The sequence below is a fragment of the Streptomyces sp. NPDC030183 genome (assembly GCF_055573455.1).
On record NZ_JBVIBK010000042.1, the window covers coordinates 1 to 26,123 of the forward strand.

General features: G+C 71.5%; 23 protein-coding genes and 1 pseudogene. 16 read left to right on the plus strand and 8 right to left on the minus strand.

Translation table 11 applies throughout. From position 1 onward, the window contains the following. Window positions 1-647: maltotransferase domain-containing protein (locus tag ACZ4Z2_RS34765; protein ID WP_468081557.1), on the minus strand; the 647-nt coding region annotated here is incomplete at its 3' end. A gap of 60 nt (window positions 648-707) precedes the next feature. Further along, window positions 708-1,010 carry a DUF5133 domain-containing protein gene (locus ACZ4Z2_RS34770; RefSeq protein WP_468081558.1) on the minus strand — a complete coding sequence of 101 codons (303 nt, stop codon included), beginning with the start codon at window positions 1,008-1,010 and terminating at the stop codon, window positions 708-710. A 316-nt stretch (window positions 1,011-1,326) separates the two neighbouring features. On the opposite strand from ACZ4Z2_RS34770, the gene ACZ4Z2_RS34775 reads away from it, so the two are divergent. Both ACZ4Z2_RS34775 and glgX read left to right on the plus strand, forming a co-directional pair. Continuing rightward, window positions 1,327-1,944 carry a pep a2 gene (locus ACZ4Z2_RS34775; RefSeq protein ID WP_468081560.1) on the plus strand — a complete coding sequence of 206 codons (618 nt, stop codon included), beginning with the start codon at window positions 1,327-1,329 and terminating at the stop codon, window positions 1,942-1,944. Window positions 1,945-2,174: 230 nt separating this feature from the next. Then, window positions 2,175-4,274 (plus strand): glycogen debranching protein GlgX, encoded by a 2,100-nt coding sequence (gene glgX / locus ACZ4Z2_RS34780; protein WP_468081562.1) that lies wholly within the window; start codon window positions 2,175-2,177, stop codon window positions 4,272-4,274. A gap of 15 nt (window positions 4,275-4,289) precedes the next feature. Here glgX and ACZ4Z2_RS34785 read toward each other — a convergent pair whose 3' ends face one another. The 5 genes from ACZ4Z2_RS34785 to ACZ4Z2_RS34805 all read right to left on the minus strand — a co-directional run bounded on the left by ACZ4Z2_RS34785 (window position 4,290) and on the right by ACZ4Z2_RS34805 (window position 9,575). Next, the gene (locus tag ACZ4Z2_RS34785; protein ID WP_468081563.1) at window positions 4,290-5,090 is read right to left on the minus strand and encodes a VOC family protein; all 801 of its coding nucleotides are present in this window, start codon (window positions 5,088-5,090) and stop codon (window positions 4,290-4,292) included. A gap of 300 nt (window positions 5,091-5,390) precedes the next feature. After that, complete coding sequence (locus tag ACZ4Z2_RS34790; protein ID WP_468081565.1) at window positions 5,391-6,422, minus strand: LacI family DNA-binding transcriptional regulator; 1,032 nt, start codon at window positions 6,420-6,422, stop codon at window positions 5,391-5,393. Next, on the minus strand, window positions 6,419-7,324 hold the full coding sequence (locus tag ACZ4Z2_RS34795; protein ID WP_468081567.1) for a carbohydrate ABC transporter permease: 906 nt from the start codon (window positions 7,322-7,324) through the stop codon (window positions 6,419-6,421). Before ACZ4Z2_RS34795 ends, ACZ4Z2_RS34790 begins: the two co-directional genes overlap by 4 nt. Further along, the gene (locus tag ACZ4Z2_RS34800; RefSeq protein WP_468081568.1) at window positions 7,321-8,256 is read right to left on the minus strand and encodes a carbohydrate ABC transporter permease; all 936 of its coding nucleotides are present in this window, start codon (window positions 8,254-8,256) and stop codon (window positions 7,321-7,323) included. The genes ACZ4Z2_RS34795 and ACZ4Z2_RS34800 overlap by 4 nt, the downstream gene beginning before the upstream one ends. Further along, window positions 8,253-9,575 (minus strand): extracellular solute-binding protein, encoded by a 1,323-nt coding sequence (locus ACZ4Z2_RS34805; RefSeq protein WP_468081569.1) that lies wholly within the window; start codon window positions 9,573-9,575, stop codon window positions 8,253-8,255. The genes ACZ4Z2_RS34800 and ACZ4Z2_RS34805 overlap by 4 nt, the downstream gene beginning before the upstream one ends. A gap of 185 nt (window positions 9,576-9,760) precedes the next feature. On the opposite strand from ACZ4Z2_RS34805, the gene ACZ4Z2_RS34810 reads away from it, so the two are divergent. Both ACZ4Z2_RS34810 and ACZ4Z2_RS34815 read left to right on the plus strand, forming a co-directional pair. Then, a complete protein-coding gene (locus tag ACZ4Z2_RS34810) occupies window positions 9,761-11,782 on the plus strand; it encodes a beta-galactosidase (protein ID WP_468081571.1) in 2,022 nt (673 codons plus the stop codon). A 132-nt stretch (window positions 11,783-11,914) separates the two neighbouring features. After that, complete coding sequence (locus tag ACZ4Z2_RS34815; RefSeq protein ID WP_468081572.1) at window positions 11,915-13,483, plus strand: glycoside hydrolase family 53 protein; 1,569 nt, start codon at window positions 11,915-11,917, stop codon at window positions 13,481-13,483. A gap of 58 nt (window positions 13,484-13,541) precedes the next feature. On the opposite strand, the gene ACZ4Z2_RS34820 is transcribed toward ACZ4Z2_RS34815, so the two are convergent. Continuing rightward, window positions 13,542-14,375, minus strand: coding sequence for an ATP-grasp domain-containing protein (locus tag ACZ4Z2_RS34820; protein ID WP_468081573.1), 834 nt, complete (start codon window positions 14,373-14,375; stop codon window positions 13,542-13,544). A 113-nt stretch (window positions 14,376-14,488) separates the two neighbouring features. Between ACZ4Z2_RS34820 and ACZ4Z2_RS34825 the strand changes: the two genes are divergently transcribed. The 12 genes and pseudogenes from ACZ4Z2_RS34825 to ACZ4Z2_RS34880 all read left to right on the plus strand — a co-directional run. Then, window positions 14,489-15,475 (plus strand): SMP-30/gluconolactonase/LRE family protein, encoded by a 987-nt coding sequence (locus tag ACZ4Z2_RS34825; RefSeq protein WP_468081575.1) that lies wholly within the window; start codon window positions 14,489-14,491, stop codon window positions 15,473-15,475. Window positions 15,476-15,565: 90 nt separating this feature from the next. Then, the gene (gene crcB, locus ACZ4Z2_RS34830) at window positions 15,566-16,048 is read left to right on the plus strand and encodes a fluoride efflux transporter CrcB (protein ID WP_468081576.1); all 483 of its coding nucleotides are present in this window, start codon (window positions 15,566-15,568) and stop codon (window positions 16,046-16,048) included. Beyond that, the gene (locus ACZ4Z2_RS34835) at window positions 16,045-16,440 is read left to right on the plus strand and encodes a DUF190 domain-containing protein (protein ID WP_468081578.1); all 396 of its coding nucleotides are present in this window, start codon (window positions 16,045-16,047) and stop codon (window positions 16,438-16,440) included. The genes crcB (ACZ4Z2_RS34830) and ACZ4Z2_RS34835 overlap by 4 nt, the downstream gene beginning before the upstream one ends. Beyond that, window positions 16,437-16,811 (plus strand): fluoride efflux transporter CrcB, encoded by a 375-nt coding sequence (crcB, locus tag ACZ4Z2_RS34840; RefSeq protein WP_468081579.1) that lies wholly within the window; start codon window positions 16,437-16,439, stop codon window positions 16,809-16,811. The genes ACZ4Z2_RS34835 and crcB (ACZ4Z2_RS34840) overlap by 4 nt, the downstream gene beginning before the upstream one ends. An 89-nt stretch (window positions 16,812-16,900) precedes the next feature. Then, on the plus strand, window positions 16,901-17,734 hold the full coding sequence (locus ACZ4Z2_RS34845) for an undecaprenyl-diphosphate phosphatase (protein WP_468081581.1): 834 nt from the start codon (window positions 16,901-16,903) through the stop codon (window positions 17,732-17,734). Between the two features lie 164 nt (window positions 17,735-17,898). Further along, window positions 17,899-18,576 (plus strand): FadR/GntR family transcriptional regulator, encoded by a 678-nt coding sequence (locus tag ACZ4Z2_RS34850; RefSeq protein WP_055714253.1) that lies wholly within the window; start codon window positions 17,899-17,901, stop codon window positions 18,574-18,576. Further along, window positions 18,573-20,015 (plus strand): amino acid permease, encoded by a 1,443-nt coding sequence (locus ACZ4Z2_RS34855; RefSeq protein WP_468081583.1) that lies wholly within the window; start codon window positions 18,573-18,575, stop codon window positions 20,013-20,015. Before ACZ4Z2_RS34850 ends, ACZ4Z2_RS34855 begins: the two co-directional genes overlap by 4 nt. 8 nt (window positions 20,016-20,023) lie before the next feature. Beyond that, a complete protein-coding gene (locus ACZ4Z2_RS34860; protein WP_468081619.1) occupies window positions 20,024-21,076 on the plus strand; it encodes an asparaginase in 1,053 nt (350 codons plus the stop codon). A 30-nt stretch (window positions 21,077-21,106) separates the two neighbouring features. After that, complete coding sequence (gene aspA, locus ACZ4Z2_RS34865; protein ID WP_468081585.1) at window positions 21,107-22,519, plus strand: aspartate ammonia-lyase; 1,413 nt, start codon at window positions 21,107-21,109, stop codon at window positions 22,517-22,519. 60 nt (window positions 22,520-22,579) lie between these two features. Then, entirely contained in the window at window positions 22,580-23,518 is a 939-nt protein-coding gene (locus tag ACZ4Z2_RS34870) for a glutaminase (protein WP_468081586.1), read from the plus strand. Between the two features lie 195 nt (window positions 23,519-23,713). After that, a complete protein-coding gene (mptB, locus tag ACZ4Z2_RS34875) occupies window positions 23,714-25,102 on the plus strand; it encodes a polyprenol phosphomannose-dependent alpha 1,6 mannosyltransferase MptB (protein WP_468081620.1) in 1,389 nt (462 codons plus the stop codon). 245 nt (window positions 25,103-25,347) lie between these two features. Then, window positions 25,348-25,950: pseudogene (locus ACZ4Z2_RS34880) on the plus strand (glycosyltransferase family 87 protein); the annotation flags it as partial. Window positions 25,951-26,123 lie beyond the last annotated feature (173 nt).

A 26,123-nucleotide genomic window follows, 5' to 3' on the forward strand; every position in this document is an offset into this window, starting at 1 on the left:
TGTTCCGCGGTGCCCTCGGAACGGGGGAAGAACTCGTACCAGGAGCCGAACAGGGCCCGTTCGCGTTCCACCAGCAGCGGCAGCGGATCGGAGGACGTCACCAGCTCCCGCAGCGGATGCCGGGCCAGGACCTCGTCCACCTCCGGCGCCAACGCCGCCGCGAAGCGCTCCCCGACCGGCAGCGTGTCGTCCCGCAGCCTCCGCACGGCGGTCATCAGCACCGCGTGCGCGTCCGCCTCCGGAACCCCGGCGGCCGCCCGCTCGTACAGCTCGGCCCCCTCCTCCAGGACGAGACCGCTGTCGATGCCCGCCGGGATCTTGATGTGCGCGACCCGGCGCCAGGTGGTGACCGGGTCGCTCCATGCCTCCACCCGGTACGTCCAACGGCCCACCGACGTCGGAGTGACCCAGGCACCCCACCGGTCGGTCCCCGGCCCGAGTTCCCGCATCGGCGTCCACGGCGCCGGTCGGCCCTCCGGGTCCTTCAGGACCACATTGGCCGCGATGACGCCGTGCCCCTCACGGAAAAGCGTCGCGGTGACCTCGAAGGTCTCTCCCACGACCGCTTTGGCGGGCCGCCTGCCGCACTCGACGAGCGGGCGGACGTCCCTGATGGGGATACGGCCGATGGCCGGGGTCTGGCTCATGGGTCTCACCTCCGCCGAACTCGGGATGGGATGGTGCGCCGAACGAGTGCAGCGACGCGTCTACCGTCCTGCGGCGGAACGCCGCTCGGACGGTGGGCCGTGCGTCACGGCACGGGACTTGCGGGCCTGGGTCTGGCCGGTCTGCTCCTTGAGGTACGCGGGCAGAGTCGTCTGGAGATAGCGCTCGGCCGCGGCCACGGCCTCCCGGGCGCAGCGCTTGCCCATCAGCACGCACAGCGTGTAGCCCGAGTCCTCGAAATGGTCCCGTGCGGCCCGGTCCGCGGGGGCCGCGAGCATCACGCGTTCCCACATGCGGTAGCGCCGCAGTTGCCTGGCCACCTCGTTCTTGGCGGGCAGCAACATGTGCTGATCACCTCCCGGCACTCTCGGCGGAGCACGCTTCCCGTGGGAGGTCGTGCACTGAGGAGCACCGACGCGTGAGGAGCCGGTGCCTCACTCATGGTGCATGGACGAGGACAGTACGTCTTGTTGGCACTTCAACCACCCCACGGGTCGCTCGTGTTGCACGAATGGCGTAGCCACCCCACGCTGGGAGCTGACTCAGAAGTGATCGGTGCTCACGCTCCGTGTCCCGGACCCGTCCCGCGGGGACCGCTCCGGGACTCGTTCCAGGAGGAACGGAGCGGGGCGGAGCTTCGCCGGTGAGGAGCCAACGACGATGAAGACCGCAGTGCCTCGCTACTACCACCTCGACGTGGAAGTCAGTCCGGAACGGGTCGGACAGGTCAGGCGCATCCTGGCCGCCCACCTCCGGTTCTGGGACCTGGAGACCCTCGTCGAACCCGTCTGCCACAGCGCCGAGCTGCTGCTGCGCGCGATCGACGAGCACGCGTCGGACAAGAACACCTCGGTCGAGATGTGGTGGAACGGGCAGCACCTCATCGCCGCGATCGCGGAGAACGACCGCGAACTGCGCCCCGACCGGGAGCTCCGCCCCTGCCTGACCCGCATCGCCGCGCTCAGCGACGGCTGGGGCTGCTGCGCCACGGACACCGGCAGCACGGTCATCTGGTTCACCCAGCGGGCCCCCGTCGACGAAAGCGTCCCCCTCGTCCCCACGGCCCCCTCGCCGACCCTGCGCGAGGTCCTCCAGGTGCCGCGTGAGGTACGGGTCACCGCGCTCGCCGGCCCGCTGAGCGACGTGCCGGCCGAGGTGCCGCTCGAGCTGCCGCTCGACGTGCCGGCCGAGGTGCCGGACACCGTCGCGGCCTCGGCCGCCGGCCGGCCCGCGGGCCCGGTGCCGACCGTGTCGAGCGCCTGCGACGCCGCGCGGTGACGGGGCGGGGGAAGCGGAACGGGCGCGCGCGATCCCGCGGGAGCGGGTCCGCGCGCCCGGTCGGCGACGAGAACGCGCGGGCGGACAGGAAACCGCCCGCGCGGGCACCGTCCAAGACGCGGCCGTCCGAGACGCGGCTTACCGAGAGGCCGCCGTCCGAGAAGCGGCTTACCGAGAGGTCGCCGTTTGAGACGCCGTCGTCCGCCGAACGGCCGCCGGTCTCGCGGCCCGTGGACGTCTGGGGCGGGCAGCCCTACCCGCTCGGCGCGTCCTACGACGGCACCGGTACCAACTTCGCGCTGTTCAGCGAGGTGGCCGAGGGAGTCGACCTCGTCCTCGTGGACGACGACGGCGGCAGCCGCACGGTCCCGCTCACCGAGGTCGACGGCTTCGTCTGGCACGGCCACATCCCCGGCATCGGCCCGGGACAGCGCTACGGCTACCGCGTCCACGGCCCCTGGGACCCGGCCGCCGGACACCGCTGCAACCCGGCGAAGCTGCTGCTCGACCCGTACACCCGCGCCGTCGACGGACAGGTGGACAACCACCCCTCGCTGTACGACCGCGCCGCCGACAGCGCCGGGCACACCATGCTCGGCGTGGTCACCGACCCCTACTTCGACTGGGGCGAGGACCGCCGGCCCCGCCGGCCGTACGCCGACACCGTGATCTACGAGGCGCACGTCCGGGGCCTCACCCGCACCCACCCCGAGGTCCCCGCCGAACTGCGCGGCACGTACGCCGGGTTGGCGCACCCCGCGGTCATCGAGCACCTCGCCTCGCTGGGCGTCACGGCGATCGAGCTGATGCCGGTGCACCAGTTCGCGCAGGACGGGGTGCTGCAGGACCGGGGCCTCGCCAACTACTGGGGCTACAACACCATCGGCTTCTTCGCGCCCCACAACGGCTACGCCGCCCACGGCACCCGCGGCCAGCAGGTCACCGAGTTCAAGTCGATGGTGAAGGCGCTGCACGCCGCCGGCCTCGAAGTGATCCTCGACGTGGTCTACAACCACACCGCCGAGGGCAACGAGAAGGGCCCCACCCTCTCCTTCCGGGGCATCGACAACGCCTCCTACTACCGTCTGGTGGACGGCGACTGGGAGCACTACTACGACACCACCGGCACCGGCAACAGCCTGCTGATGCGGCACCCGTACGTCCTCCAGCTGATCATGGACTCGCTGCGGTACTGGGTCACCGAGATGCACGTGGACGGCTTCCGCTTCGACCTCGCGGCCACGCTGGCCCGCCAGTTCCACGAGGTGGACCGGCTGTCGGCGTTCTTCGACCTCATCCAGCAGGACCCGGTGATCAGCCGCGTCAAACTGATCGCCGAGCCCTGGGACGTCGGCGAGGGCGGCTACCAGGTGGGCAACTTCCCGCCGCTGTGGTCGGAGTGGAACGGCAAGTACCGGGACGCCGTACGGGACTTCTGGCGCGGCCGACCCGACATGCTGGGCGAGTTCGCCTCCCGGCTGACCGGCTCCTCCGACCTCTACGAGCACAGCAGGCGCCGGCCGCGCGCCAGCGTCAACTTCGTCACCGCGCACGACGGTTTCACCCTCCGCGACCTCGTCTCGTACAACGACAAGCACAACGAGGCCAACGGCGAGGGCAACCGGGACGGCGAGAGCGTCAACCGCTCCTGGAACTGCGGCGCCGAGGGCGACACCGACGACCCGCGCGTCCTCACGCTCCGCGCCCGCCAGCAGCGCAACCTGCTGGCCACCCTGCTGCTCTCCCAGGGCATCCCCATGCTGTGCCACGGCGACGAGCTGGGCCGCACCCAGGGGGGCAACAACAACGCCTACTGCCAGGACAACGAGGTGTCCTGGATCGACTGGCGGCTCGACGACGAGCAGCGCGCGCTGCTCGACTTCACCCGGCGGCTGATCGCCCTGCGCGCCGCCCACCCGGTCCTGCGCCGCCGCAGGTTCTTCCGCGGCGACACCGCCACCCGCCCGGACCAGCCGCTGCCCGACCTGGTGTGGCTGCGGCCGGACGCCCACGAGATGACCGACGAGGACTGGGCGCGCTCCGACGCCCACTCCGTCGCCGTGTTCCTCAACGGCGACGCCATCGCCGAGCCGGACCCTTACGGCAGGCCCGTCGTCGACGACTCCTTCCTCCTCCTGCTGAACGGCCACTGGGAGCCCGTCGCCTTCACCCTCCCCGGCAGCGCCTACGGCGAGCGCTGGACCACCTGTGTCGACACCGCCGCCGAGCCGGACGGCACCCCCGACGAGACGGAGCACAAGGCCGGCTCCGAGATCCTCGTCGCCGCCCGTGGTCTGGTCGTGCTGTCACGGCCCACACGGACGGCGTGAACGCCGGGACGGCGCTCAGGGCTCGCGATCAGAGGTGATCGTGAACTGGGCGCCGTCCGGATCGCGCAGCACCGCCTCGTTTGCGCCCTGGGTGAGGACGGTGCCGCCGTGGTGCTGTGCCGCCTCGACACAGGCGGCCACGTCGGAGACCGAGAAGTGGATCTGCCAGTGGGGCCGGATCGTGGGGTCGGGGGCCGCCTCCAGCGCCCCGGAGGTGATCCGGGCGACGACGTCGCCCTGGCTGCGCAGCACGACCTCGTTGGCCTCGTAGCGGACCTCGCAGCAGCCCGGCTTCTCGGACGCCCACTCCAGGACCTCGCCGTAGAAGATGGCCGCGTCGAAGGCGTCCCGGGTGTGCAGGCGGACGAAGGCGGGGGCGGCCCGCCGCCATGCCTCCCAGTCGGAGAACAGCTCGCCCTCCCAGATCCCGAACGTCGCCCCGTGGCGGTCGGCCAGCAGGGCGGCGCGTCCGGGCGGGAAGGACAGCGGGCCGACCGCGACCGTGCCGCCGCGCTCCCGGGCCCGTGAGGCGGCGGCGTCCGCGTCGGACACCGCGAAGTAGGGCGTCCAGGCGACCGCCATCTGCCACAGGGACGCCACCCCGGCGATCCCCGCGACCGGCACACCGTCCGCCAGCGCGATCCGGAAGTGGTCGCCGAGCTTGGCCGTGCGCCATTTCCAGCCCAGCACGGCTTCGTAGAAGTCCTCCGTGGCCGGCAGGTCCCGGCTGGTGAGGCTCACCCAGCAGGGTGCTCCGCATACGGTTCGGGTGGACACGACACTCGCCGCGCCCCTGGGTTTCGTCTCGCTGTTCATGGCAGTCGCGTCCTGGTCTCGTCCACCGGCACACACCGGCCGCACTCCAGTGTCCAACCGGAACCGGGGCCGGCGCCCGCCGAGTACCCCCGTGCCGGGGTTCCGACCCCGGTGGCGGCGCGTCCTTCGGGCGACCGTTCGGGTGATGACCTGCGGTGCCCCGCCCTTACGGAGCGCCACGCGGGCGTGCGCTCCGTGTCCGGCGAAGCAGGATGCGCCACATGGCCGACAAGCCGCCGCCCGCGCGGGCGGCGGCTCACCGGGTGCGCGGGCGGCGGCTCGGACCGTGCGGGCGGCGCCTCAGGTGGAGTCGCGTCGCACCAGCTCCGTCGGGAGGATCACCGCGGCCGGGTCCTCGCCGCCGATCTGCGCCAGCAGCACCCGCACCATCTCGTTGCTGATCCGGTCGTAGGGCTGACGGATCGTGGTGAGGGCCGGGACGGACTCCGTCGCGGCGGCCGAGTCGTCGAAACCGCCCACCGCCACGTCCTCGGGGATGCGACGGCCCTCCCGGCGCAGCGCCACGAGGGCGCCCTGTGCCATCAGGTCGGACGCCACGAACACGGCGTCCATGTCCGGCGCCTGTGCCAGCAGCCGTTCGGTGCCGGCCTCGCCGCCGGCCCGGCTGTAGTCGCCGGAGACGATCAGCCGCTGGTCGATCCCGATACCCGCCTCGGTGAGCACCTCCTTGTAGCCGGCGAGCCGGTCCACACCGCCCGGTGTGTCCAGCGGGCCGGTGACCATGCCGATCCGGCGGCGGCCCAGCGACAGCAGATGGCGCACCATGTCCCGGGCGCCGTCCCGGTCGTCCGCCGCCACGTAGCTGACCTTGGACCCGAGCCCCATGGGCTTGCCGCACTGGACGAGGGGCACGCCCGCGTCCCGGAGCTGCTCGGCGACCGGGTCGCCGGAGTGGCTGGACACCAGCAGCACCCCGTCGACGTGGCCCGCGGTGATGTACCGCATGATCCGGCGCCGCTCGTCCTCCGTACCCGCCACCATCAGCAGCAGGGGGATGTCGTGCGCGGCCAGCGCCTGGGTGCAACCCCGCAGCAGGACGTTGAAGTTGGGGTCCTCGAACAGCTTCTCCTGCGGTTCGGTGAGCAGGAAGCCGACCGAGTCGGAGCGGCCCGTGATCAGCGAGCGGGCGTGCCGGTTCACGACGTAACCCGTCTTGCGGATCGCCGCGTTGACCGCTTCCTGGGCAGCCGGGCTGACGTAGTGACCGCCGTTGAGCACCCGTGACACGGTGCCCCGGGAGACCCCCGCCACCCGCGCCACATCGTGAATGGTCGGCGGTTTGCGCCTGCCCCCCGTGTTGCTCATGGTCATGACTTTACGGCCCCCGACAGCAGATCGAGGCTCCAGAACCGCTGGATGACCAGGAAGAGCGCGATGAGCGGAAGCACCGCGAGCAACGCGCCCGTGATCACCAGGGTGTAGAGCGCCGGGGTGTTGGCGCCCTGTTCCAGGAGCGTGAACAGGCCCAGGGTGATCGGGAACTTCTCGTCGTCGCTGAGCATGATGTACGGCAGCAGGAAGTTGTTCCACACGGCGACGAACTGGAACAGGAAGACCGTCACCAGACCGGGCACCATCATCGGCAGCGCGATCCGGGTGAAGATCCGCCACTCGCCCGCCCCGTCCATCCGCCCGGCCTCCACCACGTCGGCGGGCACGGCCGCGGCGGCGTAGATCCGGGACAGGTAGACGCCGTACGGGGACAGCACCAGCGGCAGCAGCACCGACCAGTACGTGTCCGCGAGGTCCGCCTTCGCCAGCAGCAGGTACTGCGGGATCGCCAGGATCACCGGCGGCATCAGCACCCCCGCCATCAGGACGCTGAACACGGCCTCGCGGCCCTTGAAGCGGTAGATCGCCAGCGCGTAGCCGCTGATCGCGGAGACGGCGGTGGACAGCAGGGCGCCGACACCCGCGTACAGCGCGGAGTTGCCCATCCACTGCCAGTAGACGCCCTCGCGGTAGGCGTTCAGGTCGGACAGGTTCTTAGCGAAGCCGGTGCCCGGCAGGAAGGTGAAGGTGGAGAACAGTTCGCTGCCGGACTTGGTGGCCGCGATCACGACCCAGGCGACGGGCAGCAGGCAGTAGAGCGCGCCCAGCAGCAGGGTGAGCGTCGGGACCAGCGCGATGCGGCTGCGGAGGGGCGGCCCTTGTGCCGTGCCGGGCGTGGTGCCGGCGGCCGGGGCGGTCTTGCGGACGGCAAGAGAACTCATCGTGCGGCTCCTTGACTGACGTCCCGCTTGTTCCGGGAGTTCGCGGCCCTGAGGAAGCCGAACGACACGACCAGCGTGGCCAGGGCGATCACCACCGCGCCGGCCGCCGCCCCGTGGATGTCGCCCTTGCCGAAGGCGTCCACGTACACCTTCATCAGCGGACTCCACGTGGTGGACACCGCGTTGGTGAGGGGCTTGAGGGTGGTCGGCTCGCTGAACACCTGGAGCGTGGCGATGATCGAGAAGAAGAAGGTCAGCACCAGCGAGGGTGCCACCATGGGGATCTTGATGCGCAGGGCGATCTGGAGCGGGGTCGCGCCGTCCAGCTTCGCCGCCTCGTACACCTCGGCGGGGATCGCCTGGAGCGAGGTGTAGATGACGATCATGTTGAAGCCGGTGCCGCCCCACACGGCGATGTTCGTCAGCGCCACGTAGAGGCCGCCGCCGTCCAGCAGGTCGGGCTGCGGCAGGCCGAGCCTGTCGAGCGCGAAGTAGAACGGGCTGACGTCCGGGAGGTAGAGGAAGCCCCACAGCAGGGCCGCCACGACACCCGGGACCGCGTACGGCAGGAAGATCGCGAGCCGGGTGAACGGGGCGAGCCGCACCTTGTCGCTGTCCAGCATCAGGGCGAGGACCAGCGCCAGGCCGAGCATCACGGGCACGACGATCGCGCCGTAGCCCAGCACGCGCAGCGCGCCGGCGAGGAACTCGGAGTCGCCGAGGGCGTCGGTGTAGTTCTCCAGCCCCGCCCACACCTCCTGCCGGGCACCCGAGCCCAGGCCCAGCCCCTTGACCTGCACCTTGTGCAGGCTGAGCCAGACGGCGTACCCGATGGGCAGGGCGAAGAAGAGGGCGAAGAGGACCGTCGCGGGGAGGAGGAAGGCATACGGGGCTCCCGTGACCCCGTACGACTTCCGGCGTGCGCTGGTCACTCGGAGACCTCGAAGCCCTGCTTCTTCATGTCGGCGACCGTGTCGTCCCGCATCTTCTTCAGGGCGGCAGCGAAGTCCGACTTGTCCTTGGCGGCGGCGCCGAACGCGTCCTTGAAGCTCGTGTAGGCGACGTTCACGTTCGGGCCCCACGCGGAGGGCGCGGTGGTCTTCGCGATCTCGGAGGCCGCGGTGTAGAAGTCCGGCTGGTTGGAGAAGTACGCCGGCGGCTGGGCGAACGCGTCGCTGGTCTGCGCGGTCGTGGCGGCCGGGTAGATGCCGCCCTCCTTGGCGAGCGCGGTCAGCGCCCTCGGGTCGGTGTTCAGCCAGGCGGCGAACTTCGCGGCGGCGCCCTTGTGCTTCGAGTCGGTGGTGACGGCGGTGGAGGAACCGCCCCAGCTGCCGGTGACGTTCTCGGAGGCGGACCACTGCGGCAGCGGGGCCATCCTCCACTTGCCCTGGGTGTCGGGCGCGGCCGTGGTCAGGGTGCCCGGCGCCCACACGGCGCTGACCCAGGCGATCTGCTTGCCGGTGTTGAGCGCCTTGTTCCAGGCCGGGGTGTACATCGGCTGGTTGTCGATGGCGCCCTCCTTGACGAGACCGCCCCAGAAGTCGGCGACCTTGCGGGTCGCCGCGTCGTCGATGCCGACCTTCCATTTCTGGCCCTCGGTGGTCCACCACTTCGCGCCCGCCTGCTGGGCGAGACCGGCGAAGAGGCCCGAGTCGTTGGCGGAGAAGGTGGTCAGATCGACGTCCGGCTCCTCCTTCTTCAGCTTCCGCGCGGTCGCGGCGAACTCGTCCCAGGTCTTGGGGACGGTCAGGCCGTACTTCTCGAACAGGTCCTCGCGGTAGTAGAACATCATCGGCCCGATGTCCTGCGGGATCGCGTAGACCGCGTCCGAGCCCAGGGTCGTCTGCTGCCAGACGCCGTCGGCGAACTTGCCCTGGGCGTCGCCCGACTCCTTCGCTATGTCGGCGACCGCGTCATTGCTGACCAGCGTGGGCAGCGCCTGGTACTCGGCCTGCACCAGGTCGGGGCCCTTGCCCGCCTTGTGCGCGGTGAGGATCTTGGTCACGAGGGTGTCGCCGGATGCCTGCTTCTTCACCGTGACGGTGATCTGCTGCTCCTTGCCGGGACCCTTGTTCCACAGGTCCACGACCTTGTCCATGCCCGGCGTCCAGGTCCAGTACGTCAGCTTCGCCGGCCCCGACAGGGCCTCGCCGTCGTCGTCGGACCCGCCGCAGGCGGCGAGGGTGGTCGCGCCGAGCGTCACGGCGACGGCAGTGGCCACAAAGCGCCGGTGCTTCGTGATGTTGGGCATGGATGTATCTCCCCTGACCTGGGTCCCCACCGGTGGCGAAGACCGTGCCATGCTTCTGTGAGCGTTCACAGTAGAGAAACATCCCGGACACTTGTCAATGGTTGTTGCTGTGCGGTTATGTTGGGCTCGCACCGCCGCCGCTGTGTGTGAACGTTCCCAAATGATCGACAAAACGGGAGAGATCCATGCCGGAGACCACCCCCAAGGGCCTCACCGGGCTCGCCTTCGGTGGGGACTACAACCCGGAGCAGTGGCCGGAAACCGTCTGGCACGAGGACGTCCGGCTGATGCGCGAGGCGGGCGTCACCATGGTCAGCGTCGGGATCTTCTCCTGGGCCCTGCTGGAGACCTCCCGAGGGGTGTACGACTTCGCCTGGCTCGACCGCCTGCTCGATCTGCTCCACGACCACGGCATCCGCGCCGACCTCGGCACCCCCACCGTCGTACCGCCCGTGTGGTTCTACCGGGAGCACCCCGGGGCGCTGCCCGTGGCCGCCGACGGCACCCGCTACGAATTCGGCTCGCGCGGCGCCATCTGCCACAGCAACCCCGACTACCGCGCCGCCGCCGCGAACATCACCACCAAGCTCGCCGAGCGCTACGCCGAGCACCCCGCGCTCGCCCTGTGGCACGTGCACAACGAGTACGGCGTCCCCGTCTCCGCCTGCTACTGCGACACGTGCGCCGCGCACTTCCGCCGCTGGCTCGAGCGCCGGTACGGCGACGTCGCGGCGCTCAACGAAGCCTGGGGCACGGCCTTCTGGGGCCAGCACTACACCGACTTCGCCCAGATCAACCCGCCCCGCGTGTCACCCACCGTCGGCAACCCCGGCCAGGCGCTCGACTACAAGCGGTTCGCCGACGACACCATCCGCGAGAACTTCGTCAGGGAGCGGGACATCCTGCACCGCCTCGCGCCCGGCATCCCGGTCACCACCAACTTCATGACCGCCCTCAGCCAGTGCGACTCCCTCGACTACTGGGCCTGGGGCCGCGAGGTCGACCTCGTCACCAACGACCACTACCTGATCACCGACGGCCGCCGCACCCACGTCAACCTCGCGATGGCCGCCGACCTGACCCGGTCCGTGGCCGGCGGCGCCCCCTGGCTGCTCCTGGAGCACTCCACCTCGGGCGTCAACTGGCAGGCCCGCAACCCCGCCAAGGCCCCCGGACAGATGGCCCGCAACTCCCTGGCCCATGTGGCGCGCGGCTCCGAGGGCGCCATGTTCTTCCAGTGGCGGCAGTCCCGGCGCGGCGCCGAGAAGTTCCACTCGGCGATGCTGCCGCAGGCCGGCACCGACTCGCGGGTGTGGCGCGAGGTCGTCGAACTCGGCGCGTCCCTCGACTCGCTCAACCAGATCCGGGGCACCCGCACCGTCGCCGACGTGGCCGTCCTGTGGGACTGGCACTCCTGGTGGGCGCAGAGCCTCCAGTGGCGCCCCACCGAGGACCACGACGCCCGGGAACGCGCCGACGCCTTCTACGCGGCCCTCTACGACCGCCACCTCACCGTCGACTTCGCCCACCCCGAAGCCGACTTGTCGGCTTATCCCCTTGTCGTCGTCCCCGCGCTCTACCTGATGACCGAAGCCGCGCGGGACAACCTCACGGCGTACGTCGAGAACGGCGGCACCCTCGTCGTGTCGTTCTTCTCCGGCATCGTCGACGAGCACGACGCCGTCCACGAGGGCCCCTACCCGGGCGCCCTGCGCGACGTCCTCGGCCTGACGGTGGAGGAGTTCTCCCCACTGCTCGCCGGGGAGAGCGTACGGATCACCGGGCCCGACGGCTCCGAGCTGACCGGCGACGTGTGGACCGAGATCGTGGTGCCGGACGGCGCCGAGACCGTGTGGACGTACGCCGACGGGCTCACCGCCGACCGGCCCGCCGTCACCCGGAACCGGCTGGGGGAGGGCTCCGCCTGGTACGTGTCCACCCGCCTCGACGCGCACGGCCTCGACGTCCTGCTCGGCTGGGCCGCCGACGACGCGGGCCTCGCGCCCCGCGCCGAACTGCCGCGCGATGTCGAGGTGGTGCGCCGCGGGGGCGAGTCGGGCGACTTCCTCTTCGCGATCAACCACACCGCGCACGACGCGAAGGTGCCGCTGGACGCCGACGGCACCGAACTCCTCACCGGCGAACGCGCGGCGGGCCACCTCGCCGTCCCCGCCGGTGGCGTCAGGGTCGTCCGACTCGACCCCTGACCGCCCCCCGGACACCGGCCGGATTCCTGGGGACGTCCGGTCGGTCCCGGCGGCGCCGCGTCCACGGCCTTCTGGTGCGGCGCCGCCCTCGCACCGCGCGACCAGGTCCCCGCCTTCGTCGAAGGGACGACGATGTTCCACGCGAGACGCGCCCTCAGGGCCCTGCTCATACCGCTCTTCGCCGGCCTGGCACTCACGACAGTGCCCGCCGGCTCCGCCCACGCGGCCTCCACCCTCACCAACGGGGGCTTCGAGTCCGACGGCACGGGCACCGCGACCCCGGCCGGCTGGTCGACGTACTCGGCGGCCGGGCAGAACTCCGCCTCCTTCACCGAGTCCGGCGGCCACAGCGGCGGTCACCGCCTCTCCCACTGGTCGTCGTCCGCCTACAAGGTGGAGACCTACCAGTACCTGTCCGGACTGACCAACGGGAACTACAAGCTCACCGCGTGGGTGCGCTCCGGCGGCGGCCAGAACTCCGCGTACATCGCGCTGAAGAACTGCGGCAGTGCCGAGCAGCGCACCGACATCCCGGTCTCCGCGAGCGGCTGGATCCGGATCGTCACCTCGATCGCGGTGACGAACAACCAGTGCACGATCAGCGTCAACTCCGACGCCAACGCGGGCAACTGGATCAACGTCGACGACCTGACCTTCACCTCCGGACGGACGGGCCTGTCCATCAAGGGCTCCGACGTGTCGTCGCTCGTCAAGAGCGAGGCCAAGGGCGGCGTCTACCGCACCAGCTCCGGCACCGCCGGGGACGCGCTCGCCATCCTCAAGGGCGCGGGCCAGAACTGGGCGCGTCTCAAGGTGTGGGTGAACCCCGCCGACGGCTACAACAACAAGACGCGGGTGCTCGCCGCCGCCAAGCGCGTCAAGGCGCAGGGCATGAAGCTGCTGGTCGACTTCCACTACTCGGACACCTGGGCCGATCCCGGCGCCCAGACCGTGCCGTCCGCCTGGACCGGCCACAGTTACAGCCAGTTGAGGACGGACGTCTACCACCACACCCACGACGTCCTGAGCGCCCTCAAGGCCCAGGGCACCACCGCCGACATGGTCCAGGTCGGCAACGAGATCAACGGCGGGATGCTGTGGAACGCGGGCTCCACCTCCAACTGGTCGCAGCTCGCCGGACTGCTCAACTCCGGCTACGACGCGGTCAAGGCGGTCAACTCCTCCACCCAGGTGGCGCTGCACCTCGCCAAGGGCGGTGACCTGTCCGGCACCCGATGGTGGTTCGACAACGCCGTCGCCCACAACGTGAGGTTCGACGTCATCGGCCTGTCGTACTACGGCTACTGGCACGGCACCCTAGCCGACTTCCAGACCACCCTCGACGACGCGGCCTCCCGCTACTCCAAGCCGGTGTTCGTCGCGGAGACGGCGTACCCGTTCCGCCTCGACAGCGAGGACGCCCATGAGAACATCATCGACCTGGCGAGCGAGCTGGTGTCCGGCTACCCGGCCACCACCGCCGGTCAGACGCGCTGGATGAAGGACGTCGCCAGCATCGTCGAGGCCGTCCCGAACGGCCGCGGTCTCGGGATCTTCTACTGGGAGTCGACCTGGACCGCCGTCAACGGCAACGGCTGGGACCCGACCGACGCGTCCTCCGGGAACGGCTGGGAGAACCAGGCGCTGTTCGGCTACGACGACAGACCGCTCCCGGCGATGGCGTGGTTCAACCACCGGTAGCGAGCGGTCACCGCGACGGGGGCCGTACGTCTCGGCGTACGGCCCCTGCGGCCGTTCCTCAGCGGCCGGCGGCGTACAGGAAGCCGTGCAGGGAGTCGGCCATGGCCTCGACGAAGGCGTCCCTGGTGGACTCGGGGACGCGGTCCAGGGACAGATACGGGTTGAGGTCCTCCAGTTCGACCAGCAGCAGTTCGCCCTCCCGGGTCCGGCACGCGTCCACCCGCTGGATGCCGTGGCCGAGGGTGTTCCAGCCGATGAAACGCCGGGCGAAGGCGAGGTCGGCCTCCGTGGCGGCATAGGGCTCCAGGACCCAGCGCCGCTCGGGGTCGGGGGCGTACAGGGCGTACTGGAAGGCATCGTCGACGTAGTAGAAGGACACCTCGTACCGGAAGTCGACGCGCGGCTGCACCAGCACGTCGTCCCAGGTCAGATCCGCCAGCTCGGTACCGGGCACGAAGCGCAGGCCGATCGAGTCGGCGCCGGCCTTGGGCTTGACCGCGTACGAGTCGGCCTCGGGCAGCCGCCCCAGGCCGGCGGGCCGGTCGACGGTGGGGATCACCGGGAACCCGGCCGCCGTGAGGTCGAGCAGATACTGCTTGCCGCCCATGTCGCCCCGGCCGGTCAGCGGGTTGTAGACCGGGGTACCGCTCGCCGCCGCCCGCTCGCGGAAGGCGTCGTACTCCCGGCGGTAGTGCAGGACGGGCCCGCTGTTGCGCACCACCACGGCGTCGAAGCCGTCCATCAGGGCCGCCGCGTCCAGCGGGTGGCACAGGGCCAGGTCGAACTCCGCGCGCAACCGGGAGGTGAGGAAGACGTCCTCGTCGCCGTAGCGCCGGCCGCGGGCCGGGTAGGCCAGATCCGTCACGTACAGCAGGCGGGGGCGAGCGGGCACGGCACACCTCTTCGATCGGTGGGGGCCAACCTAACCCGAGGTCGCGGACGACGAAGGGCCGCCTGCGAGGATGGGCCGACCCGAGGACAACCGGACGACCACCGGGAGGCACCATGGCGGGCACCACTCACACCGCGCACGAACGGAACACCGGTCTCGTGCCGTGTGCGTTCGTCGGGATCGGCGGACGCGGCCCCGAGGACGTCGTCGCCGACGCCCGGGGCCGGGTGCTCACCGGCGTCGAGGACGGTCGCATCCTCCGGCTGGAGGGCTTCGCCGAACCGGGCCGGGCCCGTGTCGGGACGATCGCCGACACCGGCGGCAGGCCGCTCGGTCTCGAACTCCTGCCCGACGGCGACCTGTTGGTGTGCGACGCCGAGCGGGGCCTGCTGCGGGTCACCACCGGCGACGGCACCGTCCGCGTCCTCGCCGACGAGGCCGACGGCGAGCGGCTGCGGTTCTGCAGCAACGTGGTGGCCCTCACCGACGGCACGGTCTACTTCACGGTCTCCACCCGCCGCTACCCCCTCGACCAGTGGATCGGCGACATCGTCGAACAGACGGGCACCGGGCGGCTGTTGCGCCTCGCACCGGGGCAGCGGGAGCCGGAGGTGGTCCTCGACGGGTTGCGGTTCGCCAACGGTCTCGCCCCCTCCGCCGACGAGTCGTTCCTCGTCCTCGCCGAGACCGGTGCCCGCCGGCTCATCCGCCACCGGCTCACCGGACCGGGGGCGGGCACGACCGAGCCGTTCGTCGAGGACCTGCCGGGCTCGCCCGACAACATGTGGCGCGGCCCCGACGGACTGATCCGGGTGGCGCTGGCCGGGCCGCGCATCGCCGCGCTCGACCTGCTCCACCGGGCCCGCCCCGCCGTGCGCCGGGCCGCGGGCCGGATCGCGGTGCGGGCGCCGTACCGCCCCCTCGGCTTCGCCGGCGTCGTCACCGTCGACGAACGGGACGGGATCGTGCACACGGCCGTGGACCGCCGCTCCCGGTTCCGCATGGTCACCAGCGCCTGTGTGGCCGACGGCCGCCTCGTCCTGGGCAGCCTCTGGGAACGCGGCGTGGCGGTGTGCGAGCTGCCGGCGACGGGCGACTGAGCCGACGCCCCGGCCCCGCGTTACGCTGTCGACCAGCCGCGATCCGCCGGGCGGCGCGGCGGTGCGGACGCGAGTAGGAGACGTACGCACATGACAGTCCCGCACTCCGGCAGGGCCGAAGCCGTCGAGGTCCCGGCCGTCCGTCGGCCCCCCGCCCCGCGGCCGTCCCCGTGGCGCGGCCAGGGGCCCGTCGTCGCGGTGGTCGCCGTCGGCGGCGGCATCGGTGCGGCGGCCCGCTACGGCGCGTCCCTGCTGTGGCCCACGGCGGACACGGGATTCCCCTGGACCACGTTCGGGGTGAATGTCCTCGGCTGCTTCGTCATCGGGCTCCTCATGGTCGTGATCACGGACGTGTGGGCGGCCCACCGCCTGGTGCGGCCCTTCTTCGGCACCGGTGTGCTCGGCGGCTTCACCACCTTCTCGACCTACGCCGTCGACATCCGGCGCCTGGTCGACGAGGGACACCCCCGCACCGCCCTCGCCTATCTCGCCGCGACCCTCCTGGCCGCCCTCGCGGCGGTCTGGCTCGCGGCCGCCACCGCCCGTCTGGTCCTGGCGCGGAGGCGACGATGACCCCCGACAGGGCGGACGCCCCAAGGGCGCGCCCCGCCGGGCGGGCCCTGCGCCTCACCGTCCTGATCGGCGAGCACGACACCTGGCACCACCGGCCGCTCTACAGCGAGATCGTGCACCGGGCGCATACGGCGGGCCTGGCCGGCGCGAGCGTCTTCCGGGGCATCGAGGGTTTCGGCGCCTCCTCCGTCGTCCACACCGCCCGGCTGCTGTCCCTCAGCGAGGAACTGCCGGTCGCCGTGGTCGTCGTGGACACCGAGGAGCGCGTGCGGGGCTTCCTGCCCCAGCTGGCGGACCTGGTCCCCGACGGACTGGTGACGCTCGACGCGTGCGAGGCCGTCGATCCCACCGCGCCCACCGATCCACATGAGGAAGGTAAGAGATCGTCGTGAACTGGGTGCTCGTCGTCGTCGGCGGCATGGTCGGCGCGCCCCTGCGCTACCTCACCGACCGGGCCGTGCAGTCCCGGCACGACACCGTCTTCCCCTGGGGCACCTTCACCGTCAATGTCGCCGGCTCCCTCGTCCTCGGGGTCCTCACCGGTGCCGTGACCGCCGGCGCCGCAGGCTCCGACCTGCGACTTCTCCTCGGCACCGGACTCTGCGGGGCGCTCACCACATACTCGACCTTCTCCTACGAGACCCTGCGGCTCGCCCAGGACGGCGCCCGCTTCCACGCCGCCGCGTACGTGCTCGGAAGCGTCGCGGCGGGGCTGGGCGCGGCCTTCGTGGGCGTGGCGCTCGCGGAGGCCTTCTGGACATGAGTCAGATGGTCGTTCGGCTGTTCGGGGCCCTTACCCGGCTGTAGTACGACTGCCTGTCGTCCGTCCTCCGCTGAGCAGAACTGGACCACATGAGCGCCATCACCGTCGGTCAGGCCGTCGTCCTCGGAGCGGTCGAAGGAGTGACCGAGTTCCTGCCGGTGTCCTCCACGGGCCATCTGAAGATCACCGAAGGGCTCATGGGGATCCAGGTCGAGGACCGCGCGGTCGTCGGGTTCTCCGCGGTCATCCAGGTCGGTGCCATCGCCGCGGTGCTCGTGTACTTCCGCCAGGACATCGCGCGGATCGCCGGCGCCTGGTTCCGGGGACTGGTCGACGCGGGGGAGCGGCAGCACCGCGACTACCGGTTCGCGTGGTGGGTGATCGCCGCGACCGTCCCCATCGTGCTCGTCGGGCTGCTCGCCCGGCCGCTGATCGAGGGCCCGCTCGCCTCCCTGTGGGTGGTGGCCGGGTCGCTGATCGGCGGCAGCGCGGTCATGTGGGCCGCGGAGCGGCTCGGACGCCACAAGCGCGGGGAGGGCGACACCTCCTTCCGGGACGCGATGCTGGTCGGCGGTTCGCAGATCCTCGCTTTGCTCTTCCCCGGCTTCTCCCGCTCCGGCGCCACCATGTCCACCGCGCTGCTGCTCGACCTCGACCGGGTCGCCGCCACCCGGCTCTCCTTCTTCCTCGGCATCCCGGCCCTGACCGGCGCCGGGATCTACGAGCTGAAGGACGCGCTCGGGGCGGGGGTGGGCGCCGCGCCGCTCATCGCGGGCACGATCGTCTCCTTCGCGGTCGCATACGCCTCGGTGGCCTGGTTGCTGAGGTTCGTCGCCCGGAACTCCCTGAACGTCTTCGTGGCGTACCGGATCGTCGTCGGTGTACTGCTGTTCGGGCTGCTCGCGGCGGGTGGCCTCAGCTGACGGCGGCCCGGCCCACCGGCCGCCGCAGCGTGATCCGCCCTCCGACCAGCGCCAAGATCGAACCCGTCACCCCTTGACAGCCCCGTCCCGTCACCCGCAGGATCACCCCCGTGAACCTGTCAGACAGCCAGACAGGTGGCTCGGCACCCCGGCGCGTCAGCGCCATGGAAGCGGTGCTCACCCACCTTCGCGGCGCCATCGAGCGCGGCGAGTACGCCATCGGTGACAAGCTCCCCTCCGAGGCGGAGCTGTGCCGGCAGCTCGAAGTGAGCCGCCCGGTGCTCCGTGAGGCACTGCGCGCCCTCCAGGTGATGGGACTGACCCAGTCCCGCACCGGCAAGGGCACCTTCGTGATCGCGAACGCCGTCGAGGACCCCACCTTCGGCGACTACGCGGCGAGCGACCTGCTGGAAGTGCGTCGGCACGTGGAGATCCCGGTCGCCGGGTACGCGGCCGTCCGCCGCACCCCGGAGAACCTGGACCACCTGGCGCACCTCCTGGACCGGATGGAGCGGGAGACCGACACCACCGCCTGGGTCGCGATGGACACGCTGTTCCACCTGGCCGTGGCGGAGGCCGCCCAGAACCCGGTGTTCCGCCGGGTCATCGAGGAGATCCGGGACGCACTGGCGCGTCAGTCGGCCTTCCTCAACGAACTGGGCGGCCGTCGCGAGCAGTCCAACCGGGAGCACCGGGCCATCGTCGAGGCACTGATCGACGGTTCCGAACACGACGCGGTGGAGGCCATGTCCCACCACCTCGACCGCGTCGAGACCACCCTCACCGACATCGTGCGGTCCCCACGCACGACCAGTTCCACGGAAGGCGGACCCGAGGCGTGAGCGAGCAGCACCTCAAAGAAGAGACGCGCACACCGGCCGCACCCCATGTCGACGCGGGCGACGAGGGCTACAGCAAGTCCCTCAAGGCCCGGCACGTCAACATGATCGCCATCGGCGGTGCCATCGGTACCGGCCTCTTCCTCGGCGCCGGCGGCCGACTGGCCGACGCCGGCCCCTCCCTGTTCATCGCGTACGCCGTCTGCGGCGTCTTCGCGTTCCTCGTCGTCCGCGCCCTCGGCGAGCTGGTCCTGTACCGGCCCTCGTCCGGCGCCTTCGTGTCCTACGCCCGGGAGTTCCTCGGCGAGAAGGGCGCGTACACGGCGGGCTGGATGTACTTCCTGAACTGGGCCACCACCGGCATCGCCGACATCACCGCGGTCGCCGTCTACACCCACTACTGGGGCATGTTCTCGGACGTACCGCAGTGGGTGATCGCGCTCATCGCGCTCGCGGTCGTCCTCACCGTGAACCTGATCTCCGTGAAGATGTTCGGCGAACTGGAGTTCTGGTTCGCGATCATCAAGGTCGGCGCGCTCGTCGTCTTCATGTGCATCGGCATCTTCCTGCTGGTCACCCAGCAGCCCGTCGACGGCCACAACCCCGGCCCGGCCCTGATCACCGACAACGGCGGTGTCTTCCCCAACGGCATCCTGCCGATGCTGCTGATCATCCAGGGCGTCGTCTTCGCCTACGCCTCCGTCGAACTGGTCGGCGTCGCCGCCGGTGAGACCGAGAACCCCGAGAAGATCATGCCCAAGGCGATCAACTCGATCATGTGGCGCGTCGGCCTGTTCTACGTCGGCTCCGTCGTCCTGCTCTCCATGCTGCTGCCCTGGTCCTCCTACAAGGCCGGCGAGAGCCCCTTCGTGACGGTGCTCTCCAACATCGGGGTCCCCGCGGCCGGCGGCATCATGAACCTGGTCGTCCTCACCGCCGCGATGTCCTCCCTCAACTCGGGCCTGTACTCCACCGGCCGCATCCTGCGCTCGATGGCGATGTCCGGCTCCGCCCCGAAGTTCACCGGCGTGATGAGCCGCAGCCAGGTCCCCTACGGCGGCATCCTGCTCACCAGCGGCATCTGCGTCCTGGGCGTCGGCCTCAACTTCGTGGTCCCCGCCGAGGCGTTCGAGATCGTGCTCAACTTCGCCGCCATCGGCATCATCGCCACCTGGGGCATGATCATGATCTGCCACCTGCTCTTCTGGCAGAAGACGAAGAAGGGCGAACTGACCCGGCCGAGCTACCAGCTCCCGGGCTCCCCCTGGACCGAACTCGTGACGCTCTTCTTCCTCGCGTCCGTACTGGTCCTCATGTACGCCGACGGCGGCGCGGGCCGCACGACGGTGCTGTGCGTCCCGCTGATCGTGGGCGCGCTCGTGGCGGGCTGGTACGGCATACGCGGCCGGGTAGCCCGGAAGTCGACCGGAGCGGATGCGTGAACCAGGCAGTGACGTACCACCCCACGACCACCGGCGCCCCGGGTACCCCCGCGGCTCCGGTGGCCGCGGCCCCCGCGATCCGGGAGCCGCTCCACGCCCCCGTCGCCCACCTCGTACGCGGTGGGGTCATCGAGGGCATCCACTACGGCTCCGTCGTGGTGCTGGGTGCCGACGGGGAGGTGGAACTCCAACTCGGTGACATCGAGGCGGCGTTCTACCCCCGGTCGGCGCTCAAGCCGGTCCAGGCCGTGGCCATGCTGCGCGCCGGGCTGCCCCTGGACGGCGAACTGCTGTCGCTCACCGCGGCCAGCCACTCCGGCGAGGAACGCCACCTCGCCGGAGCCCGGCGCATCCTGGAGCTGGCCGGCGCGACCGAGGACGACCTGCGCAACGTCGCGGACATGCCGTACGGCCCCGCCGTGCGCGACGCGTGGATCAGGGACGGGCGCCGGCCCTCCCGGCTCGCGCAGAACTGCTCCGGCAAGCACGCCGCCATGCTCTACACCTGCGAGCTGAACGGCTGGTCCCTCGACGACTACGTCGACCCGGCCCACCCCCTGCAGCAGGCCGTCGCCGAGATCGTCGAGGACCTCACCGGGCAGGCCATCGCCCGGGTGACCGTCGACGGCTGCGGCGCCCCCCTGTTCTCCGTCTCCCTGCACGGCCTGGCCCGCTCCCTCGCCCGGATCGTCACCGCCGCCGAGGGCACCCCCGAGCGCCAGGTCGCCGACGCGATGCGCGACCACGCCGAGATGGCCTCCGGTGCCGGGCGCGACGTGGCCGCCCTGATGCGGGCCGTACCCGGACTGCTCAGCAAGGACGGCTTCGAGGGCGTCCAGGTCGCCGCCCTGCCCGATGGCCGTACCGTCGCCGTGAAGATCGCCGACGGTGCCGACCGGGCCCGGGTCCCCGTCACCGCGGCGGCCCTCGCCCGCGCCGGCGTCGACCCGGTCGCCCTGGCCGAGTTCGCGGGCGCCCCGCTGCTCGGCGGAGGCGAGGTGGTCGGCCACGTCCGACCGGCCCGCGCCCTGGACCCCCTCACCCCCTCCTCGTACGTCTGATCCACCTCAAAGAAGAGGACCCGTACCGCGATGACCGCCGCAGTCACCCGCAGCGAACACGACCTGCTCGGCGACCGGGATGTTCCCGCCGACGCGTACTGGGGTGTCCACACCCTGCGCGCCACGGAGAACTTCCCGATCACCGGCATGCCGATCTCGGCGTACCCGCATCTGATCGAGGCGCTGGCCGCGGTGAAGGAGGCAGCGGCCCGCGCGAACGAGGAACTGGGCCTGCTCGCCCCCGAGAAGGCCGCCGCCATCGTCGCCGCGTGCCGGGAGATCCGCGAGGGCAAGCTGCACGACCAGTTCGTGGTGGACGTCGTCCAGGGCGGCGCGGGCACCTCGACCAACATGAACGCCAACGAGGTCGTCGCCAACCGGGCGCTGGAACTGCTCGGCCACGCCAAGGGCGAGTACGCGTTCCTGCACCCCAACGAGGACGTCAACCTCGGCCAGTCCACCAACGACGTCTACCCGACCGCCGTCAAGATCGCGACCGTCTACGCGGTACGGGGCCTGCTCAAGGCCATGGCCGTCCTCCAGGACGCCTTCGCCCGCAAGGCGGTCGAGTTCCGTGACGTGCTCAAGATGGGCCGTACACAGTTGCAGGACGCGGTCCCCATGACGCTCGGGCAGGAGTTCTCCGCCTTCGCCGTCATGATTGACGAGGACCGGTCCCGTCTTGACGAGGCTGTCGAGTTGATCCATGAGATCAACCTGGGTGCCACGGCCATCGGCACCGGTCTCAACGCGCCCGCCGGGTACGCGGAGTCCGCGCGCCGTCATCTCGCGGACATCACGGGGCTGCCGCTGGTGACGGCCGCCAACCTGGTCGAGGCGACGCAGGACTGCGGGGCGTTCGTGCAGATGTCGGGCGTGCTCAAGCGGATCGCGGTGAAGCTCTCCAAGAGCTGCAACGACCTGCGGCTGCTGTCGTCCGGGCCGCGCGCCGGCCTGAACGAGATCAACCTGCCTCCGGTGCAGGCGGGTTCGTCGATCATGCCGGGCAAGGTCAACCCGGTGATCCCCGAGGTCGTCAACCAGGTCGCCTTCGAGGTGATCGGCAACGACGTCACCATCACCATGGCCGCCGAGGCCGGCCAGCTCCAGCTCAACGCCTTCGAACCGATCATCCTGCACTCCCTGTCGGAATCCATCACCCACCTGAGCAACGCGTGTGTGACGCTGGCCGAGCGGTGCGTCGACGGCATCACCGCCAACGTCGACGAGCTGCGCGCGGCCGTGGAGAACTCCATCGGCCTGGTCACCGCCCTCAACCCGCACATCGGGTACACGGCGGCCACCGACATCGCCAAGGAGGCCCTCGCCACCGGCCGGGGCGTCGCCGAACTCGTCCAGGAGAAGGGCCTGTTGCCCGCCGAACGGCTTCAGCAGCTGCTGCGGCCCGAGGTCCTCGCGGGCAGCGGGGCCCTCCCCTCCTGACCCCCTGAGGGAACGGCCCTGACCTGGCGTTATGCTCCGGGACCGGTACAGAGAGGCACAATGGTGATCATGACAACGACGTCGTCCCTCACCTTCCAGCCGGTCCTGGAGCGCATCGCCGAGGAGATCGAGCGGACCCCGGGCCGCGGCCGCCCCGCCGACTACATCCCGGCGCTCGCGGCCCGCGATCCGCGCCGCTTCGGCATGGCCGTCGCGGAACTCGACGGCACGGTGTACGGCGTGGGGGACTGGCGGGAGCCGTTCTCCACGCAGTCCATCACCAAGGTCTTCACCCTCGCCCTCGACCTGGCCCGTGAGGGCGACGCCCTCTGGGAGCACGTGGGCCGCGAGCCGTCCGGCAACCCCTTCAACTCCCTGGTGCAGCTGGAGTACGAGAACGGCATCCCCCGCAACCCGTTCATCAACGCGGGCGCCCTCGTCGTCACCGACCGGCTCCTGACCCGGACCGGCGACGCGGCGGGCGAGTTGCTGTCGTTCCTCCGCGCGGAGAGCGGCAACCCGGAGCTGGACTTCGATCCGGAGGTCGCCGCCTCCGAGTCGGCGCACGGCGACCGCAACGCCGCCCTCGGCCACTTCATGGCCTCGTACGGCAACATCGACAACCCCGTACCGGCCCTCCTCGACCAGTACTTCCGGCAGTGCTCGCTCACCGCGTCCTGCGCCGACCTCGCCCTCGCCACGACCTTCCTCGCCCGCCACGGCGTCCGCGCCGACGGCACCCGCCTCCTCACCCGCAGCCAGGCCAAGCAGATCAACGCGATCATGCTCACCTGCGGTACGTACGACGCCGCGGGCGACTTCGCCTACCGCGTCGGCCTGCCCGGCAAGAGCGGCGTGGGCGGCGGCATCATCGCGGTCGTCCCGGGCCGCTGCACCCTGTGCGTGTGGAGCCCCGGGCTCGACGAGCGGGGCAACTCGGTCGCGGGCGTCGCCGCCCTCGACCGCTTCACCACCCTGACGGGCCTGTCGGTCTTCTGACCGCCCGGCCCGCCGTCTGCCGACCCCCCGGCCCCGCCGTCTCCGGAGCCGCCCGGTTCCGGCGCCCCGTCCACCACCCGGCCACGCCGCCTGCGTCACGCGAGATCACCCGCCGGTCGCATCGCGGCCCCCGTCCCGCAGACATGGCGTCGCCTCCCCGCCACCCGGCGTTGACACGCTGACCGAGTGTTGGCCATTGCTTTCCCCGTCGATCTCCGCCGCTGCCAGGCCCTGGGCCTGGCCGGTACCGCCTTCCTCGCCCTGGGGGGCGAGACCGCCGGCGCCCTGCCGGTGCGCGACCTGCTGTCGCCAGCCTCCGGACGCGGCGCGCTCGGCCTGGTCGGCGTGTACTTCGGTGTCGTCCTGCTGATCGCCGCCTGGGCGCTGCTCGGGAAGGTCGTCCGGGGCCCCGAACCACCGACACCCCGGACCCTGCTGGTCGTCCTGCTGGTCTGGGCGGCCCCCCTGCTCCTGGCCCCACCGCTGTTCAGCCGGGACGTGTACAGCTACCTCGCCCAGGGCGCCATGGTCGACGCCCACATGGACGTCTACGCCCACGGCCCCGCGCGGCTCGGCGGACCGCTCGCCGACGAGGTGGCCCCGGTGTGGCGCCACACGGCCACCCCGTACGGCCCGGTGTTCCTCGCCGTGGCCTCCGCGCTGTCCGCCCTGACGGAGGGGCGGACACCGGCGGGCCTGATCGGTATGCGGATGGTCGCGCTGCTGGGCGTGGCCCTGATGGTGGTGGCGCTGCCCCGGCTCGCCCGGCACCACGGAGGCGATCCGGCCGTCGCCCTCTGGCTCGGCGCCCTCAACCCCCTCGTCCTGCTCCATCTGGTGGCGGGCGCGCACAACGACGCCATGATGCTCGGCCTGCTCGGCGTCGGTCTGGTGGCCGCACGGGGCCGCCGCTACGCCCTGGGCGTCGTCCTCGTCACCCTCGCCGCGCTGGTCAAGGCACCCGCCGCGCTCGGCCTGCTCGCGGTGATCGTGATGCGTGGCCGCACCGGCTGGGTCCGGACGACCGTCACGACGGTGGCCGTCGCCGCGGCCACCACCGCCGGCGTGACCGCCCTCGCCGGTACGGGATACGGCTGGATCGCCGCCCTGCGCACCCCGGTCTCCCCGCACAACTGGGCGCCCACCACCCTCCTCGGCCGTGTCACCGCGAACCTGCTCCACGCACTCGGCAGCGACCTGGCGCCGTTCGCGCTCCCGGCCTGGCGCGTCGCCGGAGTCCTGGTGACCCTGGCCGTCGTCCTCTTCATATGGCTCCGCCTCAGACCGGGACCGGTCCACGCGCTGGGCCTCAGCCTTGCCGCGGTGGCCCTGTTCGGCCCGGCGATACGCCCCTGGTACGCCCTGTGGGGGCTGTTCCTCGTCGCCGCGGCGGCCCGCGCCACCTGGGCGCAGCACAGGCTGGTGGCCGCCACCGGGGTGCTCGCGCTGGTCGTCCTGCCGAGCGGGAACCCCGCGGACACCGAACAGCTCGCCCTGGCGGTGTGCGGCGGAGTCCTCGCGGTGGTCGTGCTCTGGCAGGCGCACCAGGCGTCCCTGGCACCGGCCCTGGGGCGGACCGCGTGAGCGCGCCCGCCCTGCGGCCCCGACTGCCGCGCACCGCCCGCGCCCTGCTGGTCTGCGGCCTCGTCCTGGCGGTCACCGTCTTCACCGCGACCGTGCCGCTGCTGCGGGACTGGTTCGACCTGCGCGTCTACCACGGCACCATCGACACGTGGGTCCACCACGACGGCCGCATCTACGACTACCGGGTGCCGGGCACGGCGTACGGCTTCACGTACCCGCCGTTCGCCGCCGTCGTCATGCTCCCCATGGCGCTGGTCGGTCTGCGCACCGCGATCGTGCTGTGCCTGGGGCTCGACCTGATCGCGCTCGGGGCGGTCCTGTACGTGCTCGCCGGGCCGCGGCTGCGCCGCCAGGGCTGGTTCGGCACCCTGCTCGTCCTGTGCGCCCTCGCGTTGTTCGAGCCGCTCCGGGACACGTTCAGCTTCGGCCAGGTCAACCTGCTGCTCCTGGCCCTGGTGCTGGGCGACGCCTGGCTGCTGTCCACCGGCCGGGGGCGGTGGGCCGGCATCGGGATCGGGCTGGCGGCGGCGGTGAAGCTGACGCCCGCGATCTTCATCGGACTGCTCCTGATCGCCCGGCGGTGGCGTGCCGCGGGGCTCGCGACGGCCGTCGCCGCGGCCGCCACCGCGGCGGGGGGCTGGATCGCCCCGGCCGCCTCCCGCTTCTACTGGACCGAGGCGCTGTGGGACACCAGCCGCGTCGGCCGCCTCGACTACGTCTCCAACCAGTCCCTCCAAGGCGTCCTGGCCCGGATCGTCGCACCCCACGAACCGAGTCGCGCGCTCTGGGCGCTGCTGGTGCTCGCGGTGCTCGGCGTCTGGGCGTGGCGGACCCGCGGGGCGGTGCGGGCGGGGGACTGGACGGCCGCGTTCGCCCTCACGGGGCTGACCGCGTGCCTGGTCAGCCCGATCACCTGGGTCCACCATCTGGTCTGGCTGCTGCCGTCGTTCGCGGTGCTGCTGAGACACCGCCGGCTGCTGCCACTGACGGCGGCCCTGTACGTGGCGCTGTGCAGCAGTGT

Bases quoted from the DNA above. Each gene is read 5' to 3' on its own strand.
- ACZ4Z2_RS34770 (WP_468081558.1), bottom strand. From the start codon at position 1,010: ATGTTGCTGCCCGCCAAGAACGAGGTGGCCAGGCAACTGCGGCGCTAC.
- ACZ4Z2_RS34775 (WP_468081560.1), top strand. From the start codon at position 1,327: ATGAAGACCGCAGTGCCTCGCTACTACCACCTCGACGTGGAAGTCAGT.
- ACZ4Z2_RS34785 (WP_468081563.1), bottom strand. From the start codon at position 5,090: ATGAACAGCGAGACGAAACCCAGGGGCGCGGCGAGTGTCGTGTCCACC.
- ACZ4Z2_RS34790 (WP_468081565.1), bottom strand. From the start codon at position 6,422: ATGACCATGAGCAACACGGGGGGCAGGCGCAAACCGCCGACCATTCAC.
- ACZ4Z2_RS34795 (WP_468081567.1), bottom strand. From the start codon at position 7,324: ATGAGTTCTCTTGCCGTCCGCAAGACCGCCCCGGCCGCCGGCACCACG.
- ACZ4Z2_RS34805 (WP_468081569.1), bottom strand. From the start codon at position 9,575: ATGCCCAACATCACGAAGCACCGGCGCTTTGTGGCCACTGCCGTCGCC.
- ACZ4Z2_RS34810 (WP_468081571.1), top strand. From the start codon at position 9,761: ATGCCGGAGACCACCCCCAAGGGCCTCACCGGGCTCGCCTTCGGTGGG.
- ACZ4Z2_RS34815 (WP_468081572.1), top strand. From the start codon at position 11,915: ATGTTCCACGCGAGACGCGCCCTCAGGGCCCTGCTCATACCGCTCTTC.
- ACZ4Z2_RS34825 (WP_468081575.1), top strand. From the start codon at position 14,489: ATGGCGGGCACCACTCACACCGCGCACGAACGGAACACCGGTCTCGTG.
- crcB (WP_468081576.1), top strand. From the start codon at position 15,566: ATGACAGTCCCGCACTCCGGCAGGGCCGAAGCCGTCGAGGTCCCGGCC.
- ACZ4Z2_RS34835 (WP_468081578.1), top strand. From the start codon at position 16,045: ATGACCCCCGACAGGGCGGACGCCCCAAGGGCGCGCCCCGCCGGGCGG.
- ACZ4Z2_RS34845 (WP_468081581.1), top strand. From the start codon at position 16,901: ATGAGCGCCATCACCGTCGGTCAGGCCGTCGTCCTCGGAGCGGTCGAA.
- ACZ4Z2_RS34850 (WP_055714253.1), top strand. From the start codon at position 17,899: ATGGAAGCGGTGCTCACCCACCTTCGCGGCGCCATCGAGCGCGGCGAG.
- aspA (WP_468081585.1), top strand. From the start codon at position 21,107: ATGACCGCCGCAGTCACCCGCAGCGAACACGACCTGCTCGGCGACCGG.
- ACZ4Z2_RS34870 (WP_468081586.1), top strand. From the start codon at position 22,580: ATGGTGATCATGACAACGACGTCGTCCCTCACCTTCCAGCCGGTCCTG.